The 18,085-nt window shown below is 42.0% G+C and carries 15 protein-coding genes; 12 read left to right on the top strand and 3 right to left on the bottom strand.

Annotated features, from left to right (window positions below; translation table 11 throughout):
* Window positions 1–21: 21 nt before the first annotated feature.
* Window positions 22–1,341 carry an alkaline phosphatase gene (locus tag MB380_RS04795; protein ID WP_253533675.1) on the bottom strand — a complete coding sequence of 440 codons (1,320 nt, stop codon included), beginning with the start codon at window positions 1,339–1,341 and terminating at the stop codon, window positions 22–24.
* 79 nt (window positions 1,342–1,420) lie between these two features.
* Between MB380_RS04795 and MB380_RS04790 the strand changes: the two genes are divergently transcribed.
* The 7 genes from MB380_RS04790 (at window position 1,421) to miaA (ending at window position 9,905) form a co-directional block, all read left to right on the top strand.
* Window positions 1,421–2,311: a diacylglycerol kinase family protein gene (locus MB380_RS04790; protein ID WP_253533674.1), complete on the top strand. Its 891-nt coding sequence runs from the start codon at window positions 1,421–1,423 to the stop codon at window positions 2,309–2,311.
* Between the two features lie 130 nt (window positions 2,312–2,441).
* Window positions 2,442–4,838, top strand: coding sequence for a TonB-dependent receptor (locus tag MB380_RS04785; RefSeq protein WP_253533673.1), 2,397 nt, complete (start codon window positions 2,442–2,444; stop codon window positions 4,836–4,838).
* Window positions 4,839–4,846: 8 nt separating this feature from the next.
* Window positions 4,847–5,845, top strand: coding sequence for a DUF4249 domain-containing protein (locus MB380_RS04780; protein WP_253533672.1), 999 nt, complete (start codon window positions 4,847–4,849; stop codon window positions 5,843–5,845).
* An 87-nt stretch (window positions 5,846–5,932) separates the two neighbouring features.
* Window positions 5,933–6,310 (top strand): DUF3127 domain-containing protein, encoded by a 378-nt coding sequence (locus MB380_RS04775; RefSeq protein ID WP_253533671.1) that lies wholly within the window; start codon window positions 5,933–5,935, stop codon window positions 6,308–6,310.
* A gap of 120 nt (window positions 6,311–6,430) precedes the next feature.
* Entirely contained in the window at window positions 6,431–7,651 is a 1,221-nt protein-coding gene (lysA, locus tag MB380_RS04770) for a diaminopimelate decarboxylase (protein WP_253533670.1), read from the top strand.
* 36 nt (window positions 7,652–7,687) lie between these two features.
* Window positions 7,688–8,899, top strand: a complete 1,212-nt coding sequence (locus MB380_RS04765) for an acyl-CoA dehydrogenase family protein (protein ID WP_253533669.1) — start codon at window positions 7,688–7,690, stop codon at window positions 8,897–8,899.
* 76 nt (window positions 8,900–8,975) lie between these two features.
* Complete coding sequence (gene miaA / locus MB380_RS04760) at window positions 8,976–9,905, top strand: tRNA (adenosine(37)-N6)-dimethylallyltransferase MiaA (protein WP_253533668.1); 930 nt, start codon at window positions 8,976–8,978, stop codon at window positions 9,903–9,905.
* A gap of 397 nt (window positions 9,906–10,302) precedes the next feature.
* Here miaA and MB380_RS04755 read toward each other — a convergent pair whose 3' ends face one another.
* The gene (locus MB380_RS04755; RefSeq protein ID WP_310587368.1) at window positions 10,303–10,914 is read right to left on the bottom strand and encodes a DJ-1/PfpI family protein; all 612 of its coding nucleotides are present in this window, start codon (window positions 10,912–10,914) and stop codon (window positions 10,303–10,305) included.
* 109 nt (window positions 10,915–11,023) lie between these two features.
* On the opposite strand from MB380_RS04755, the gene cmk reads away from it, so the two are divergent.
* From cmk to MB380_RS04730, 5 genes are all read left to right on the top strand, one after another.
* Window positions 11,024–11,725 (top strand): (d)CMP kinase, encoded by a 702-nt coding sequence (gene cmk, locus MB380_RS04750; protein WP_101727556.1) that lies wholly within the window; start codon window positions 11,024–11,026, stop codon window positions 11,723–11,725.
* Window positions 11,726–11,729: 4 nt separating this feature from the next.
* Entirely contained in the window at window positions 11,730–12,800 is a 1,071-nt protein-coding gene (locus MB380_RS04745) for an FAD-binding oxidoreductase (RefSeq protein WP_253533667.1), read from the top strand.
* Window positions 12,801–12,863: 63 nt separating this feature from the next.
* Complete coding sequence (locus MB380_RS04740; RefSeq protein WP_253533666.1) at window positions 12,864–15,188, top strand: hypothetical protein; 2,325 nt, start codon at window positions 12,864–12,866, stop codon at window positions 15,186–15,188.
* A 91-nt stretch (window positions 15,189–15,279) separates the two neighbouring features.
* Window positions 15,280–15,837, top strand: coding sequence for a hypothetical protein (locus MB380_RS04735; protein ID WP_253533665.1), 558 nt, complete (start codon window positions 15,280–15,282; stop codon window positions 15,835–15,837).
* Between the two features lie 169 nt (window positions 15,838–16,006).
* Window positions 16,007–17,062 carry a winged helix DNA-binding domain-containing protein gene (locus tag MB380_RS04730; RefSeq protein WP_253533664.1) on the top strand — a complete coding sequence of 352 codons (1,056 nt, stop codon included), beginning with the start codon at window positions 16,007–16,009 and terminating at the stop codon, window positions 17,060–17,062.
* A gap of 14 nt (window positions 17,063–17,076) precedes the next feature.
* Here the strand turns inward: MB380_RS04730 and MB380_RS04725 are convergent, their stop codons facing one another.
* On the bottom strand, window positions 17,077–17,967 hold the full coding sequence (locus MB380_RS04725) for a beta-1,6-N-acetylglucosaminyltransferase (protein WP_253533663.1): 891 nt from the start codon (window positions 17,965–17,967) through the stop codon (window positions 17,077–17,079).
* Between the last annotated feature and the right edge of the window lie 118 nt (window positions 17,968–18,085).

Raw genomic sequence — 18,085 nt, 5'->3', positions numbered from 1 at the left:
TCTAATTACTGATTCTGGAAATTATTTCAATTCACTGGCTTTTATTTCTCTGGTCCAGAGTTCTTTACCGTCTTTATCAAGCACATTAATCTTCAGCACGCGGTCTGTGCGTTTGCCTGATATTTCAAGCAACCCGTAATTGTGTTTGGTAACTGTGGTGCCTTCAACATAAGGGCTATCAGCTTCTTCCTTTACTGGTTTTGAGGGGCCAGAGGTAAGCGCAGAAATAGTAAGGTCATATAATGGATAAGTGCCGGGGCGGTCTACTTTTGTCAGGGCTGTCCAGTGGCGGTCACCACTGATAAAGATTACCCCGGGTATTTTTTCTTTGGTAATGAGTTCAAACAACTGGTTGCGTTCTTCTTCATAATTGACAAAATTCTCGAATATCTTAGCCGGATTACCTACCTGCCCGCCAACTATAACAAATTTAAACGGTGCATTTGAGAACTTAAGGGCATCTACCAGCCATTGAATCTGCTTTTGCCCAAAATACTCTCTGCCTCCGGTAGTACGGTCGTTAGGCGTTCTCCACCAGCGGTCGTCCATAAGGAAGAACTGGCAGTCTGCCCATTGAAAAGACCCCGTTACGCCTTCATCCTTAAAGGTATAATTGAGGTTACCCCAGAAAAGCTTAAAGGCATCAAGGGTTTGTTTTTTACTTACAAAACCTCTGTCGGCATCGTTAGGGCCAAAATCGTGGTCGTCCCAGATAGCATAGTTGTGAATACTACCTAGCAAGGGCTGCATTTCAGGTAATGAGCGCGTATGGGTATAGCGTTTCATGATACCCGTTTTGGTGTTCCAGTCTGGCTCACGGAGATAAATATTATCGCCGCTCCACAACATAAAATCGGGCTTTGATTGATAGATACTCGTAAAAATTTCATACTCAGAACCATAAGGCGTACCCGGGCGGTCAAATTCTGTTTCATTAATATAAGCACAGCTACCCACCGCAAACTTAAAGGCCGGAGGGTCGGTACGCCATTGCCAGAGCGCCTGGGTCTGAAACTCAAGCGGATAACTGAGCGCCACTTTCTTTTTATCTATCCATACCTCGTATGCGTATTTTTTTCCCGGCAACACCTGGTCTGCAATTAGTCTGGCAACAAAAGCATCTGATTTAGTGGTTTTAAACTCTTCCGTTGCATACTTTATTGCGGGCTTTGTTTTGTCCCAATACACAAATTTCACAGATGCCTCCTTTTTAGTTTGTACCCATAGCAGCACTTCTCTCATTTCTGAATACCCAAGCATAGGGCCAGACTGTATCTGTGCCATCAGGGTAGATACACTAATTAGGCCTGCAAATAATAGCAGATTTAATTTTTTTATCATAATATTAATAATTGATTGTTGAAAGAATCGATACAAATTTAACCTATTCAATAGAACCCTTATATTAACCTTCTGTAAAATGTGCAAAAAACTCCTTTTGCTTGTAAACCCCTTTTCGGGTACGGGTAAAAGCCTGGCCGCCAGCGAGTACCTGAAAAAACAACTGGATAATTACGATTATACAACCATTGTGAGTGAGTACAGAGGGCATTTTATTCACTTTCTGCATAATGAAGACCTGACTCCCTACGAAAAAATTATTGTTTTTGGAGGCGACGGCACCATGCACGAAATATGTAATGCCCTGGCCGAAAAAACTTCTCTACCCCCTATTCTGTTGTTTCCCTGTGGTGGTGGCAAAGCATTGAACCACGACCTGAAAAATCTTGACTGGGATAGTTCGCTTGCAAAATTCAGACAAAACAACATTAAGCACATTGACATTTTCAAAGCCACTTTTCCGACGGCACCGGCTCCGGAACAAATGAGCTACGGTTTTAATATTATTGGCTGGGGGCTGGTATCAGATATTAATAAAACAGCAGAGCAACTACGCTGGCTGGGTGGCTTAAGATACAGCGTGGGAGCCATCTTTCATATTTTCAGGAATCCTTCGTTCAAGGCAACTGTAACGGTTGACGATGAAGTCTTTGCCGGAGATTTCAGTTTTGTGCTGGCCTGTAATACACAACACACAGGCAAGGCTATGAAAATTGCCCCGCTTGCGGTTCTGGATGATGGCCTGCTGGATGTACTGGTAATTAAGCATGTTTCGTTTTTTCATCTGCTGCGGCTGTTTCCTTTAATTTTCTCGGGCAGGCACATTCATTCCTCTTTGGTTGTTTACCGGAAGGCCAGAAAATTCAACATTGATGCCGACCCATTCATGCTGGTAATTGACGGCGAAACCAAAGGACAAAGCCCTTTGCAGGTAGAAACATTAGGAAACAGATTGCCTCTGGTTGTGTAAGCAAATAAACAGTTGCTTCTTTTTCCTCTATAACTGCATCAAAATATCCTTCAAAAATGAGTATATTGTCAATATATTGCTCTGAATTACGTTTATTAACCATAAACACCCCAAAGACAAACCCTAAACCATGAGCTTTAAATTTACCATTTTGCTCTTGATGGTTACTGCTATTGCTTCTGCTCAGAATAAATTTACTGTGAGCGGGTATATCCGCGAAAAAGGAAGCCAGGAACAACTGATAGGTGTAAATGTGTATTTACCGAATTCGTCAATCGCCACAGCTTCAAATACCTATGGATTTTACTCACTTACGATTTCAGCTTCTGACAGCCTGACACTTATTTTCTCGATGGTTGGTTACAAACGAGTTGAAAAACAGTTAAGCCTTCTGAAAAACCTGGAGTTGAACATTGAGATGGAAACAGCTAATCAGTTGCAGGAAGTGATGGTGTCGGCCAGAAGACAACAAGATAAAGTAAGCGAAACGCCTCAGATGAGCAGTATAGACCTGCCTGTGCAGCAAATCAAAAAAATACCTGCTTTTTTAGGCGAAAAAGATGTACTAAAGGTGCTGCAACTAATGCCCGGAGTACAGAAAGGCTCCGAAGGCCAGTCGGGCATTTATGTGCGGGGAGGAGGCGCAGATCAGAACCTGATTATATTAGACGACGCCATTGTGTACAACGCCAATCATCTTTTTGGTTTCTTTTCTACTTTTAACGGCGATGCGCTGAAAAGTGTGGAACTCACCAAAGGCGGATTCCCCGCCAGATATGGCGGCAGGTTATCGTCAGTGATTGACTTAAACATGAAAGAAGGCAATAAGGAGAAACTGCATGGCGAAGGCGGCATTGGTCTGATATCGTCAAGGCTGACTCTTGAAGGGCCCATCAGAAAAGGCAAATCATCGTTTTTAATTTCAGGCCGCAGAACCTACCTTGATGTAGTGGCCAGGCCGTTTATCAAGGCGCAGTCAGATGCCGGAACTCAGGATGACGGCGGTTATTATTTCTATGACCTCAATGCCAAACTGAACTACGATTTCGGCCGCAAAGACAAGGTTTATGCCAGCGCCTATTTTGGCAGAGATAAATTTTACAGCAAGTCAAAAACAGATACCGAAAAGAATGATTCAGACCTAAACTGGGGTAACATTACTACCACGCTCCGCTGGAATCACCTGTTTAATGAAAAACTGTTTGCCAATACCTCTTTTATTCTTAGTAGTTATCAATTTGGTATTGGCAGTTATTATCAGGATTTTCAAACCAGTAGCGACAACTACACCCTGAATTATCAATCGCGTATCAACGACATAGGCCTGAAGAGTGACTTTGATTATTTCCCCAACCCTAAGCACTCAGCCAGAATTGGCATGGCGGTTACACGTCATCGTTTTATTCCGTCGGCCATTGTGCTCAAAAGCAGCCAGACCAACCTGGAGCGTGAAGCCAGCCCGATTGATGTAATGGAATCTGGCATTTATGGAGAAGATACCTGGAAAGCCACCGACCAGCTAAAAATGAATATAGGGCTAAGGCTCAGCTATTTTATTGCCCAACAAAAGAGTTACCTGCGGCCCGAACCCCGCATCTCTGCGGCCTTGAAACTGGCCGAAAACCTGTCAGCCAAAGCCTCTTATGCAGAAATGAATCAGTTTGTTCATTTGCTTTCTAACACGGGTATCGGTCTGCCTACCGATTTATGGGTACCTACCACCCGCAAGGTAGCGCCGCAAAACTCAAGGCAGGTGGCTGCAGGCATTGCCAAAGACTTTCCTAAGCAAAACCTGGCACTTACTGTAGAGGGGTATTATAAATATATGCGTAATATACTGGCCTATAAAGAAGGTTCTACATTCTTAAACCTTGACGGCCTTGGCGCGCAGGAAGTAAACTGGGAAAACAACGTAACAGCCGGAAACGGCTGGTCTTATGGCGGAGAATTTTTATTGCAACGTAAATCAGGGCGTATGTCTGGATGGATTGGCTACACATTATCATGGACACTCTGGCAGTTTCCTGAACTGAACGCCGGCAAAAAGTTTTATCCCAAATATGACCGCCGACATGACCTATCGCTGGTAGGAATATATGAACTCACTCCACGCATTACAATATCAGGCACCTGGGTATATGGCACAGGTAATGCCCTTACCTTACCAGTTGCCACTTATAGCGCCTACATTGACCGGTTCAATAGTGCCAGAAGAACCCCGGCCATTGTTAACCGGATACAGTGGAGCAGCCAGGATGCCAATGAATATGGCGAAAAAAACTCATACCGTGCAGAACCATACCACAGGCTTGATTTCGGTATTCAGTTTCATAAAAAGCTTAAACACCATGAGCGCACGTGGGAATTTAGCCTCTACAATGTATATAACCGCAGGAATCCGTTTTTTTATAACATAAGTACCGAAACCATAACTTATTCAGACAATACCGTGGCCGAAAAAAATGTATTGAAGAAGTACTCGTTGTTCCCGATTGTGCCGGCGTTTTCTTATAATTTTAAATTCTGACAACACTGATGAAGTTTCTTTCCTATTTATATGGTGTCATTTTATGTTCAGGATTGCTGTCTTGCGACAGCCTCATTACTACCGTACCTGAAGACAAACTACCCCAAGGAGCCGGAAAACTCGTCCTGCATTCTTATATTTCTCCGCAAGACACCCTCATTCTGGTAAAAATAACACTATCAAACCCTTTACTGGGTATTCAGCCAAACAGCGGGTACACCTATACTGTTGTCGGCCAGGATACCATCTACCAGACCAACGTGCCAGTGGCAAATGCCAAAGTAAGTATCTCAAACTCAAAAAGGCAGTCGGCTGAATTACCATACAGTAAAACCCAGCAGGTTTATTTGCTTGGCACGAAGTCGTTCCCGATTCTTGCCGGTGAAACTTACACCATAAAAGCCAGTGCACCAATGGGTAATATTGAGGCAGCCTGTACCGTACCAAAAGATGCCGCATCTATTGTAAAATACAAGATTGACACCCTTACTGACTTCCGTGTGAATCCTACCCGTCTTACTTTCAGGATTAATTTTGACTGGAAAGACATACCGGGGCAGGAAAACTTCTATACCATGAAAGCAGAAATAAAAGCGCCCATGGTGTTAACTCCTTTTCCTGACAATAAATCTCAGACTACCCTCATCAGAACAATCAGTTATACCGGTTATTGGGATGAAGAAAACCGGCAGGAGCAATACCAGACCGATGCAAGCCGCGATGGGCAGTTGCTCTCAACCCCCAATGGTATTATTACCCCGGGTACCGAGGCAGTAGCAGAAAACAATCAGCGCTATTATACCCGTTATGCAGGCAAAAAGAGCATCATCCGCCTTGAAATTCTAAACACCGACAAGAACTATTTCAATTATCACAGGGCTGTGCGTATTAACAACCGGCAGGATGGCAACCCGTTTGTAGAGCCGGTACCCATACCCACCAATATAAAAAATGGCTTAGGGTGCTTTGCTGCATCAAACAAATCGGTTCTTATTTTTGCCTTTTAAGTGTTTAGTATTTTGGCAGTGCCGGTTTTATTTATGCCCTATGATTCGTATCTTTGTCGCCTTTAGCAGAAATAAAATTTTAAAGAGATGGAAATTACAGGTAAAATAGTACAGTTGTTGCCACTACAGACAGGACAAGGAAAAAATGGCGTTTGGAAAAAGCAGGATTTTGTAATTGAAACCGAAGGCCAATACCCCAAAAGAGTATGTATTTCGGCTTGGGGAGATAGAATCAGTGAAAGCCTTTTGGTAGCAGGCAGAGATGTAACTGTATCGTTTGACCTTGAAAGCCGCGAGTTTAACGGCCGCTGGTATACCGACGTAAGAGCCTGGAAAGTAGAAGAGGCCTCAGCAGAAACTCCTTATTATGCGGCTCCGGCGCAGTCGGCACCGGTTGCCAGTAAACCTGCAGCACCTGAGTTTCTGGTTTCTGCCGAAGAAGGACAGGACGACCTGCCGTTTTAAAGCAAATACAAAAATATTGATTACATCAGGAAACACAGAGCGGCTATATCCTCTGTGTTTCTTTATATTAACATATAAGCATATTATAACCCATAAACCTCTGTTTCAAGCAGAAAAACCATGTTTTCAATTCAGAATTTCACAGTTGAGTCTCTAGCCAGCCAGTTCGGCACACCGCTCTATGTTTATGACGGCCACAAAATTGAAGAGCAAATCAGTAAAATGCGTACTGCCTTTGCTGGTAGTAACCTAAAACTGAAATATGCCTGCAAAGCGCTTACCAACATCAACATCATGAAGCTGATGCGAAAGAACGGCGTAGATATAGACGTGGTATCAACACAGGAAGCACATCTGGCAATTCTGGCAGGTTATGAGCCGCATCAGATACAATATACCCCAAGTGGTGTGGCATTTTCTGAAGTTCAGGAAGCCGTAGCCATGGGTTTAAGAATGAATCTTGACTCGTTGCCTTTGCTTGAGAAATTCGGACAAACCTACGGAAATTCTCAACCTATCTGTCTGCGAATTAACCCGCATATCATGGAGGGTGGAACCCTGAAAATTTCTACCGGCCATAAAGACTCCAAGTTCGGCATTTCTATTGAGCAGGCACCTGAAATTTATGAAATTGTACAAAAGTATGATTTAAAAGTTACAGGCTTGCATCAGCATACGGGTTCTGATTTCAAAAATGCGAATGTGATTATTGAGGCAGCCGAAAAACTATTTGAATTAGCTTTTAAATACTTTCCGAATCTGGAATTTCTTGACCTGGGTTCGGGCTTTAAAGTGGCCTACAAAGAAGACGACCACGTAACAGACATGGAAAAGCTGGGTAAAAGTGTAGTAAAAGTGTTTAACGATTTTTGCCGGCAGTATGGTAAGGATGTTCAGCTTTGGTTTGAGCCCGGTAAATTTCTGGTAAGCGAGTGCGGTTATTTACTGGTAACAGCCAATGTGGTGAAGCATAACCCGGGCCGTAATTTTGTAGGTGTTGATTCAGGCCTTAATCACCTCATTCGGCCTATGATGTACGACGCCTACCATGATATCATCAATGGGTCAGATCCTGAAGGTAAAGAAAAAGAGACTTATGATATTGTAGGGTACATCTGCGAAACCGATACTCTGGGCAAAGACCGTACGATTCCGAAAGTAAAAGAGGGCGATATTCTGGTAATTAAAAATGCAGGCGCTTATGGTTTTTCTATGGCGTCAAACTATAATTCCCGTTTCCGCCCGGCAGAGATATTGATTTATAATGGAGAGGCGAAATTGATTCGTCAGCGTGAAACCATGGAGGATATTCTGCGCAATCAGATTGTGCTTGAACTCTAGTTTGCTTACATTTGAGGCCTCAACTTACTTACAATTATGATTGCTTCTCAACAAGACTTCCATCGCTCTAACAAAAGAGATGAGTTTGAATCGCCTGATTTTTATGGCATAGATGATTTACTGACCGAAGAACATCTGATGATTCGCTCGGCGGTGCGTAGTTTTGTAAAGCGTGAAATATCACCCATTATTGAAGATGCGGCTCAGAGATGCGTTTTCCCTGAGCATCTGGTAAAAAGTATGGGAGATATGGGGGTCTTTGGCCCTACTATTCCTTTAGAATACGGAGGGCAGAGTCTGGATTATATATCTTATGGCCTGATGATGCAGGAAATTGAACGCGGCGATTCCGGCATGCGTTCAACGGCTTCAGTGCAGGGCTCGCTGGTTATGTTTCCTATTTACAAATTCGGCAGTGAAGAGCAAAAGCAGAAATTTCTGCCCAGGCTGGGTAGTGGAGAGTTTTTAGGCTGTTTTGGGTTAACAGAACCTGACTTTGGCTCAAACCCTGGTGGCATGACGACCCACTTTGTTGAAGCCGGAGACCACGTGGTTCTGAACGGTGCAAAAATGTGGATATCTAATGCCCCCAAGGCAGATGTGGCAGTTGTATGGGCAAAAAATGAGCAGGGTCGCATCAAGGGCCTGATTGTTGAACGTGGCATGGAAGGCTTCAGCACACCAGAAATACACGGCAAGTGGTCGTTACGTGCCAGTATAACCGGCGAACTGGTCTTTAATAATGTAAGAGTACCCAAAGCAAACATATTGCCTGAGGCTGACGGATTGAAAGCCCCGATGGCCTGCCTTGACAATGCACGCTACGGCATAGCATGGGGTGCCTTAGGAGCAGCGATGGACTGTTACGAGGCTGCCAGAAGATATGCCATGGAGCGCATACAGTTCGACAAGCCCATTGCTTCTTTTCAGCTTACGCAAAAGAAACTGGCCGAAATGCTTACCGAAATTACCAAAGCCCAACTGATTTGCTGGCGACTTGGGAATCTGAAAAATCAAGATAAAGCCACTACGGCACAAATATCGTTGGCTAAGCGTAACAACGTAGCCATGGCTCTAGATATAGCCCGTGAAGCTCGCCAGATTCATGGAGGCATGGGCATAACCGGAGAGTATTCGATTATGCGCCACCAGATGAACCTCGAGTCAGTTGTAACCTATGAGGGCACACATGACATTCACCTGCTTATATTGGGCCATGCCATTACGGGTATTGCTGCGTTTAAATGATTAGCGATTGAGTGATTTTTGCTACATCAATTATTATTTTATCTAATTTTGCAGCCAGACAGTATTTCAAATTCACTTGGCAATAACCTCTCAAAAATACCTTATTCTTATTGTTGGCCCTACTGCCGTAGGCAAAACAGACTTGTCTATCAGGCTGGCACATTTGCTTCAAACTGAAATTATTTCAGCCGATTCACGGCAATTTTATAAAGAACTAAGCATTGGCACTGCCAAACCAACCCCAGAAGAAATGGATGGTGTTATCCATCATTTCATTGATTCTCATCATATAACTGACTATTACAGCGCCGGAGATTTTGAAAGAGATGCCATCAGGTTATTGGAAGAAGATATCTTCAAACGAAAAGATGTTGCTATTATGACTGGCGGTTCCGGCCTTTTTGTAAAAGCCATTACCGACGGATTAGATGAGATGCCCGAAGCACCTTTAGAAATTCGGGAAACCCTGATGAACAGACTTGAAACTGAAGGTCTTGAGGTACTGGCCGGGGAGTTAAAAAAACTAGACCCCGAGTATTGCACCACCGCCGATTTACAAAACTCTCAGCGTGTGGTGAGGGCTCTGGAAGTTTGCTTAAGTGCCGGCAGACCTTTCTCTGAATTTCATAAGAACCATAAGGTTGAACGAAGCTTTCAATGCATAAAAATTGGTATTGAACGCCCGAGAGAAGAACTCTACGACCGCATTAACCGACGAATGGATATGATGCTGGCGAATGGTTTGGTAGACGAAGTAAATGGTGTAACGGCATTCAGAAATCATAATGCTTTACAAACAGTAGGCTATAAAGAAGTATTTGAGTATCTGGATGGAGATTTTGACTACCCGACGATGATAGAGTTATTGAAACGCAATTCAAGACGATATGCCAAGCGGCAAATAACCTGGTTCAAAAACCAGGATAATTTCCAATGGTTCAATGCGGATGATTTTAATGGGGTTTATGGATATATAAAACAGCAGTTAAAGACAGCTAATAATTAAAACCTGACTTTAATTTTATAAACCTTAATCCACGGAGTATCCCGAAGTTTAACACAGAGTTGGGCGGAGGAATAATACACTACCTTGATAATAAAATAACAACTAAAATCGAATACCTTATTACGTCATTCCTTTTGAGGCGGACGGCTAGTTCACAATTAAAAATCGTGGAATGTATATAACCATGCGAGAGAGATTGTCGGATTTTTGATTGTGCAAGTTGGAATGATGGGCTGCTTTGCGGACGGCTAGTCTTGCGTTACTTTTTGCAGCTCAAAAAGTAACAACCCGGGAATATAAAATACGAATAACTTTTTTGGTGCGGTTTCATAAAAACTCAGAAAGAATTATAGTGGAACCCGACGTAGAATTTGGTGATAAAATATAATACACTTTCCTACTTCCAATAATCATACTGAATATACCTCGCCGTTTCATCAGCTACCTCCTTCCCATGCAGTTTGGCAACTACATACAAAGCCATATCAATACCCGCCGATACCCCTGCCGAAAGAATAATCCGTCCGTTATCAACCCAACGTTCTTCCGGTAGTAATGTAGTGTCTGGTGCCACAGCCCGCATTTGTTCAACTGCTTTAAAGTGTGTGGTGGCCGACAGCCCATTTAGCAAATTTGCCTTTGCCAGAATAAGCGAACCCGTACAGACAGACAAAAGCAATTCTACTTTTTCATTCATTGCCTTTACCCAGTCCAGTAGCTTTTCATTATTCATTTCGCGGCGGGTTCCGTAAGGTGTGCCATCCGGTTTAAAACCTCCCCCACCCGGTATCAAAAGAATATCAGGCACCGGGCAATTTTCTAAAGTATAGGTTGGCACCACCTGCAGGTTATTTCTGGCAGCTATCTGCGGTTTTTCAGCAACTGTAAATACTTCAAAAAAGCCTTCTCCTCCGCCTTGTTTTCCGGCAACACCAAAAATCTCGAAGGGCCCGGTAAAATCGAGTACTTCTACCTCATCAAAAATAAAAATGGCTACTGTTTTCATCATTAAACATTTAAAATGACACCCATTGATAATTTAAAATTCGACAAAACCTGTCCAGACAGATTGTTACTCTCGCAAAATAGATTTTTCTTTGCAAAAACTTTCTGATTGAATGCAAAAAATTACTATTGCCGTTGATGGGTACTCCAGCTGTGGCAAAAGCACCACGGCCAAAAGAGTGGCAAAAAAACTGGGTTATACCTATATCGATACTGGTGCCATGTACCGTTCGGTAACACTCTATTTTCATGAACACCTGATTACCCTCACTAACGACAAAGAAGTTGAAAAAGCGCTTGAAAACATTCATATTGAGTTCAGGAGGAATGCGAACGACGGTCGGAACGAGACCTATCTGAATGGCCTTAACGTTGAAGATGAAATCAGAAAGCTGTACATTGCCAATCAGGTAAGTGAAGTAAGCGCAGTAGCTGCCGTAAGGCATGCCATGGTAGCCCAACAACGCCGCATGGGCAAAAAAAAAGGAGTAGTAATGGATGGACGTGATATAGGCACGGTGGTTTTCCCGGATGCTGAACTGAAGATATTTATGACCGCCGACCCACTGATAAGGGCTAATCGCCGCCAGATAGAGTTATCAGAAAGGGGAGATCTGGTTGACCTGGAAGATATTATTGAAAACATAAGAAAAAGAGACCTGATAGATACCACCCGTAAGGAAAGTCCGTTAAGAAAAGCAGATGATGCCATAGAAGTAGATACGTCTTTCATGACGCTTGATGAACAGGTGGATGTAGTATGCCTGCTGGCAGACGAAGCGCTCAGCAAAAAGTTAAAGAACGGTTCAATGTAAATCTATGCAGGAGTTTGACTACATCATAGTGGGGCAAGGTATTGCGGGTTCTGTACTGGCTTATCAGATCGTGAAGGCAGATAAGCGCGTTGTTATTCTGAATGATGAATCGCTACCAACCTCATCGGCTGTAGCCGGTGGCATTTTTAACCCTGTAACCGGTAAAAACCTGGACAAAACCTGGCTGGCAGATACGCTTTTTCCTTTTTCCAGAGAGTTTTATCTTACACTCGAAAAAGAAACGCACACCCGCTTTTATTACGAAACCAATCTGTTCAGACCCTATGCCAACGAACAACAGCGAAGACATTTTCTGCAACTGACTGATGAATACGATTTATCCAAATATATTCAACTGGTAAAACCCAATCAATATCCGTCAATTGAAAACAGTCTCGGTGGCTTGTATACCACATTAGCCGGGTGGGTAGATGTACCTCTCATGTTGAGTGCATTAAAAAAACTTTTCGTTCAAAAGGCTGTATATCAGGCCGAAAAATTTGATTACCCCGCTTTGGTGCTTGCTAACGAGAAGGTTTCCTACAAAACTTTCAGCGCCCCAAAAATAATTTTCTGCGATGGGTACTACGCCATGCAGAACCCCTATTTTAACTGGCTGCCATTTAACCCCGCCAAAGGAGAAACACTTATTGCAACCATGACTGACTATTCAATTAAAGAAATTGTTAATCAGGGGGCATGGATTATTCCTTTAGGCAATCAGCAATACCGTTTTGGGTCAACGTATAGCTGGAACCAGTTAGACTGGCTACCGACACAAGAGAGCCTGGAAAGTATAACCGGTAAAATTGATAAATTTCTCAAAATCCCGTACCAGGTTATTGACCAGCAGGCGGGTATCAGACCTACAACTAAAGACCGCCGCCCATTTCTAGGCAACCATCCTGCACACGGCAACGTCTATTCGTTTAACGGTTTAGGCACCAAGGGGGTTTCTCTGGCGCCTTATTTTGCACAGGAGATGTTATATTTTTTAGAAAGCAAGAAAGATTTGCCCGCGGAGTCTAACATTCGAAGATTTTATTCGTTATATTCGTTACAGGATAAAGCATAATACCTTAAACCAGAAAACAAAGTCTGAAACCCGAACCAAGGAGCGGGATATATACAGAGAGCTATGAAAAAAATCTCTACTTTTCAACGAAATATTGCTCGCTTGTTTGCCATTAACGCTCTTATTTGCATTGGTGTATCATCTGCTTCTGCTCAGAACTACTTTGCCTCTACACAAGAAGAATTTGGCAAAAACCGTATTCAGGAAAAGAGATTTGAATGGGTAACGCTCACCAGCAATAATTTTGAATTCAATTACTACAGAGGAGGCGATAAAATTGCCCGCAATGCAGCCAAGTTTTCTGAAGAAGAATATGACCGTATTACCGAGTTGTTAGGCTACACGCCTTTTACAACCATGAAGATATTTCTTTATAATTCGCCTAAAGACCTGGCGCAAAGCAACATAGGCCTTACGGCACCTGTTGATTTAGACGGAGGTATTCTCAATCTGGCCAAATCGCGCGTGCAGATTGCATACACAGGCAAAGAAGAAACCTTCAGGCAGGAGTTAATCAGACAAATTTCGCGCTTGTTCGTTTACGATATGCTATACGGAGGCTCGCTGAAAGAAGTACTGCAGAGTTCTCTGCTACTTACCGTGCCTGAATGGTATATGGCTGGAATTGCGGCCTATATTTCAGAAAACAGCGAAAGCCCTGCAACCCTGGACCGCCTGCGGATTGCCGTATTGAAAAATAAAGACAAGAAAATTTCTAACCTGGAAGGCAAAGATGCAGAGCTTGTCGGGCAATCTATCTGGACCTATATTGCCTTGCGATACGGTAAAGATAATATCTCAAATATCCTGAACCTGACCCGAATCATCCGCACGGAAGAGTCGAGCATCACCAGTACACTGGGTATCTCATATAACCGCTTTCTAAAAGAATGGAAAGAATTTTATGTGAGTGGCGCCTATGCCAATGCGACTCCGAAGATTGAAGAAGCAACCATAAACCGGCCTTCGGTTTCTCCGCGCATTGAATTAAGCAAGCCCAAAGAAAAACTGGTACTTCAAAAAGGAGAAGTAGATACCGATAACTATGAATTTGATGCTGAAAACGTCATGAAGTCGTTGGCCAATGAAACTGGTAAAAATAAGGTTGATGCAGGCGATAAAACTTCTCCGAAACCAGGTCGTTACCGTGAAACCCTGAAAATAAAAGGGCCTTTCGCGTATGAAAATATCATGATTGCCAATGATATAAAAACTGAATTTCTGATGGATCCGGTGCGCCGTATTGGTATGAAAAATACACTGGTGCTAAATGATTTACTTGAAAACCATAATCTGAAAATCGGGTTGTTTATTGCGCCAATCATACGTAATCATGATATTCAGCTTGAATACAATAATAATGCAAAAAAGATTGACTGGGGCTTGGGCATTTTCCGCCGTTCAGTGTCTCTGGGTGAGCTCGACAGCAGAAGTATGTATTTGTTCAAGCCTTTAAAAATCAATCTTCCTTCTGCTGCCACCGCGTCTATTGACCGCCGGTTATTCTATAACAAGTTTTCGGCTTATGCCAATTATCCTATAAGTAATAAACTTAGGGTAGGTATTTCTCCGTTTTTTCTTACTACAACAGATATTAATTTACTTGACCTAAGCACCAAAACACTTACCACTAACTACCTGGGATATAAAGCAGAAGTTGTATTTGACAACACCACACCGCTTTATAGCAAAGTTCTTTTGGGTACAAGAGCCAAACTGCGTTTAGAGCGCAATTATAGTCTTGCTTCCGGCAGCGGTAATTTCAGCAGGCTGGTGGTTGATGCGCGGCATTATCAGCGCTTATTGAATACCTTTATTTTTGCAGCCAGATTATCTTACAGCCGTTCATTGGGCAATTCACCTAAAGTTACTTTTCTGGGTGGTGTAGAAAATTCTGTTAACCGAACCATTGAACCATCTAACGGACAAATGGATGGTATACCGAACGATTTGCGCGACATTCTTTTCTTCGACTATGCCGGTAACCTGAGAGGCTTTAATTTTGCCAAATTGTTTGGCACCAGCCACTTGCTGACTAATTTTGAGCTCAGGCTTCCGTTAGCTCAGTATTTTTCTAAAGGTTCGTTTTCTTCAAGCTTCCTTCGCAATATGCAGTTTGTGGGCTTTAGTGATATTGGCACTGCCTGGTATGGTAGTAAAGGACCTTTTAATCGCCAGAATAGCCTGAATACTGAACAAATCGGAGGTGGAGCAAATCCATTCAGTGCCCAGGTTACCAACTTTAAAAATCCTTTTCTGATTGGCTACGGCGCAGGAGTAAGAACTACTATTCTGGGTTATTTTGTAAAAGCCGATTACGCCTGGGGGCTTGAAGATGCAGAAGTAGGCAAGCCCAAGTTTTACCTATCTCTAGGCTACGATTTTTAATTTACTTGATTATACTGAATTACGACGAGATATAAACCCGTTCGCAAAAATGGGTTTTAGTTTGTTTTACAGACTGGAATCTGCCTTGCAAATGAAAAACAGGCAAAATAAAAGCCCTAAAGCACTTGTTATTTATAACCAGCTAATCAATTTTTTCTGGTCTACACTGGCTTTTACTCCGGTTATCTATTTCTGTATCCAACATTTGCCGCTCAACGTACTTTACTGGTTTCTGCTTATCAGTTGCCCGGTCATTTTTGTTCCAACTTCATGGCTTGCCCGTATAAGACTAAGTAAAAGCCAACACTTATACAGAAAAATAGGTGTAAGATTTATTAAAAAATATACGCAGGACGGCGACCTGGTAAATAACATTGTTAAAAACAGTCACCCTGAGTACAGGTACATTGAAAGCAAACAATCTTTTAAGAAGGTTTTGGCCAAGTCTGCTGTCAATGAGAAGTTCCACTACCTTGTATTTGTCTTTTTTCTTTGTTTAGGCATTTATGCGTTCATTAAAGGGTTGATAGCATGGGGCATTTTTATATCACTTGCCAATGTTGCCTACAATATCTATCCGATTTTTTTACAACAATATAACCGCATCAGAATTAATCTGCTGATGCTCCGTAGAAACAACATACAATAAGTTGAATTACTCGTTTGTACTTCTTGTAATAAAACTCAACAGGTTTTATTAACTGACTTATCCGATAAGATAATTCCATGCTCAGCGAAACACTTTCGCAAGTACTGTTTCTCTGAAAAATCTCAAACATTTACTGTACTTTTTAAAGCAAACGGATAGTACTTAACTAATGACAAAGATTGACATCATAACTTCGCGGCTTTATAATCAGCAACTGAGTGAGCCAGCGTTTATTACACCCGAACAGGTGGTATCATGGATGGGCGCTATGCAGTCGCAGGAATATGCGATGGCAAAATGGGCCATTGCATTAAGAGCTAACAATCTGAATGAATCAGCTATTGAACAGGCCTTCAATGAAGGCAGAATACTGCGTACACACCTGATGCGGCCAACCTGGCATTTTGTTGCACCAGCCGATATCCGGTGGCTTCTGGCCTTAACGGCTCCGCGCGTGCATGCCTTTAATGCCTATCAGTACAGAAAAAACGGACTTGACAACAACGTTTTCAGTAAATGCAATGCAATTATCATTCAGCAACTGGAAGGCGGTAAATTTCTAACCCGCAATGCCCTCAATGAAGCCTTTGTTGAAGCAGGAATAACAACAGATGGTGTAGGTCTAAGCTGCCTGATGATGCAGGCTGAACTAGACGGAATTATCTGTAGCGGCCCCAGGCAGGGCAAACAATTTACTTATGCCTTACTAGATGAAAGAGTTGCCTCAACAAGGCCTTTTACGCAGGAAGAAGCATTAACTGAGTTAGTGAAAAGATATTTTACCAGCCGTGGCCCGGCAACCGTGCAGGATTTTGTGTGGTGGTCTGGCCTGACTACAAAAGATGCCACCAAAGGGGTTAATAATCTGCCATCAGACTTTGCAAAAACCAAAATTGATGGTCAGGAGTACATTTTCAAACCAGCCGGCACTAAAGATTTAAAGCATCCGAACCATTCTTTCCTGATGCCGGATTATGACGAATACGGTATAGCCTACAAAAACAGAAATGCTATATTACCATCAAAAGCCCCAAATGAAGAACAAGCCGTTTTTGCCTATAACCGTATGGTGGTTATCAACGGTGTAATTGTCGGTTCATGGCAAAGGATAGTAAAAAACGGAACATTACATATCGAAGTTGCACCCGTTTACCCACTAACTACGCAAGAAAATGAAATAATTGCCAATGCCATTGAGCGCTTCAAGGCTTTTTTGGGTGGTTAATTCAATGGCTAAGGTTACACATGCTCGCCTATTAAATATTGGCGAATTTTTAGAATTATCTCCTTATCAACATTCTCATCTACTTTTCTTGCAAAAAAATATGGAGACTTTATCATTTCGTCAAAATCTTGAATTCTCCAGGTATATGGAGTATTCCCTTCGCGTCTTGACCAATCGATCAGCCTCATATTTTCTCTACCTTTAGCAACAGAAGATGAAACATTTCTTTCAAATTCAGAATTCATCAATTCTGTCTGAATGAACACCTCATCACAACATATCGTATGCTTATATGACTTCTCAATAATAGACTTTTTGTTAATAAGATGCTTTGCAAACGCAAGAGAAATAGAAAAGAATGCTGACCCATGGTAGTATTTTGCAAATTCACGTTTTCTTTTGATAAACAGAATTTTCTGAATCAAAACCAGACCATTCCGTAAGTATTTATAAATCTTTTTTTTCCGGTAATTAAACCCTTCAACAAAAAAATGATACCTTTCAGTTTTCCATTGAGCAGATTTAAGGTGATGGTCATCAAATCCTACAAATTCCTTGGAAGTTTGCCCGAAAAATGAATGAAGGAAATCTTGTGTCTTCAATGGTAAATCCATACCAGAGAGTAGATGATAATAACTATATTGATGATGGCGTTGCGCAATTTCCAATAAATATAATTCAGCCATTATTAAGCTAATACCACCCCAATAAATTTTCCTATTAAGGTCTTTCAAAACGATTAAGTTTGCATATTTTGGTTTATACAATATTTGATTTTCCGATAAATTTGATTTGATATCTATCAAAATATAAATATCATTTCTTTCATCATCTAAAAGCTCAATTAAAATAGATAACTGCCATGGATTATTGTGTGCAATAATTAAGTATGCGTGTTTATTCATTGTTTATAATATATAATACCAGTTCGTTTGAAACGGAACAAAATTAACAATTTCCTTAATAGAAAATCTATGACAAGTCATTTCTCAAAAACTCAAAAATAAAGTAACGAAAACCTGA

This window comes from Emticicia sp. 21SJ11W-3 (assembly GCF_024138715.1).
Taxonomy (GTDB): Bacteria; Bacteroidota; Bacteroidia; order Cytophagales; family Spirosomataceae; genus Emticicia; species Emticicia fluvialis.
This window is presented reverse-complemented; position numbering and strand designations above follow the sequence as displayed.

Coding starts and splice junctions, on each gene's coding strand:
- MB380_RS04795 (WP_253533675.1), bottom strand. CDS start 1,341: ATGATAAAAAAATTAAATCTGCTATTATTTGCAGGCCTAATTAGTGTA.
- MB380_RS04790 (WP_253533674.1), top strand. CDS start 1,421: ATGTGCAAAAAACTCCTTTTGCTTGTAAACCCCTTTTCGGGTACGGGT.
- MB380_RS04785 (WP_253533673.1), top strand. CDS start 2,442: ATGAGCTTTAAATTTACCATTTTGCTCTTGATGGTTACTGCTATTGCT.
- MB380_RS04780 (WP_253533672.1), top strand. CDS start 4,847: ATGAAGTTTCTTTCCTATTTATATGGTGTCATTTTATGTTCAGGATTG.
- MB380_RS04775 (WP_253533671.1), top strand. CDS start 5,933: ATGGAAATTACAGGTAAAATAGTACAGTTGTTGCCACTACAGACAGGA.
- lysA (WP_253533670.1), top strand. CDS start 6,431: ATGTTTTCAATTCAGAATTTCACAGTTGAGTCTCTAGCCAGCCAGTTC.
- MB380_RS04765 (WP_253533669.1), top strand. CDS start 7,688: ATGATTGCTTCTCAACAAGACTTCCATCGCTCTAACAAAAGAGATGAG.
- MB380_RS04755 (WP_310587368.1), bottom strand. CDS start 10,914: ATGATGAAAACAGTAGCCATTTTTATTTTTGATGAGGTAGAAGTACTC.
- cmk (WP_101727556.1), top strand. CDS start 11,024: ATGCAAAAAATTACTATTGCCGTTGATGGGTACTCCAGCTGTGGCAAA.
- MB380_RS04745 (WP_253533667.1), top strand. CDS start 11,730: ATGCAGGAGTTTGACTACATCATAGTGGGGCAAGGTATTGCGGGTTCT.
- MB380_RS04740 (WP_253533666.1), top strand. CDS start 12,864: ATGAAAAAAATCTCTACTTTTCAACGAAATATTGCTCGCTTGTTTGCC.
- MB380_RS04735 (WP_253533665.1), top strand. CDS start 15,280: ATGAAAAACAGGCAAAATAAAAGCCCTAAAGCACTTGTTATTTATAAC.
- MB380_RS04730 (WP_253533664.1), top strand. CDS start 16,007: ATGACAAAGATTGACATCATAACTTCGCGGCTTTATAATCAGCAACTG.
- MB380_RS04725 (WP_253533663.1), bottom strand. CDS start 17,967: ATGAATAAACACGCATACTTAATTATTGCACACAATAATCCATGGCAG.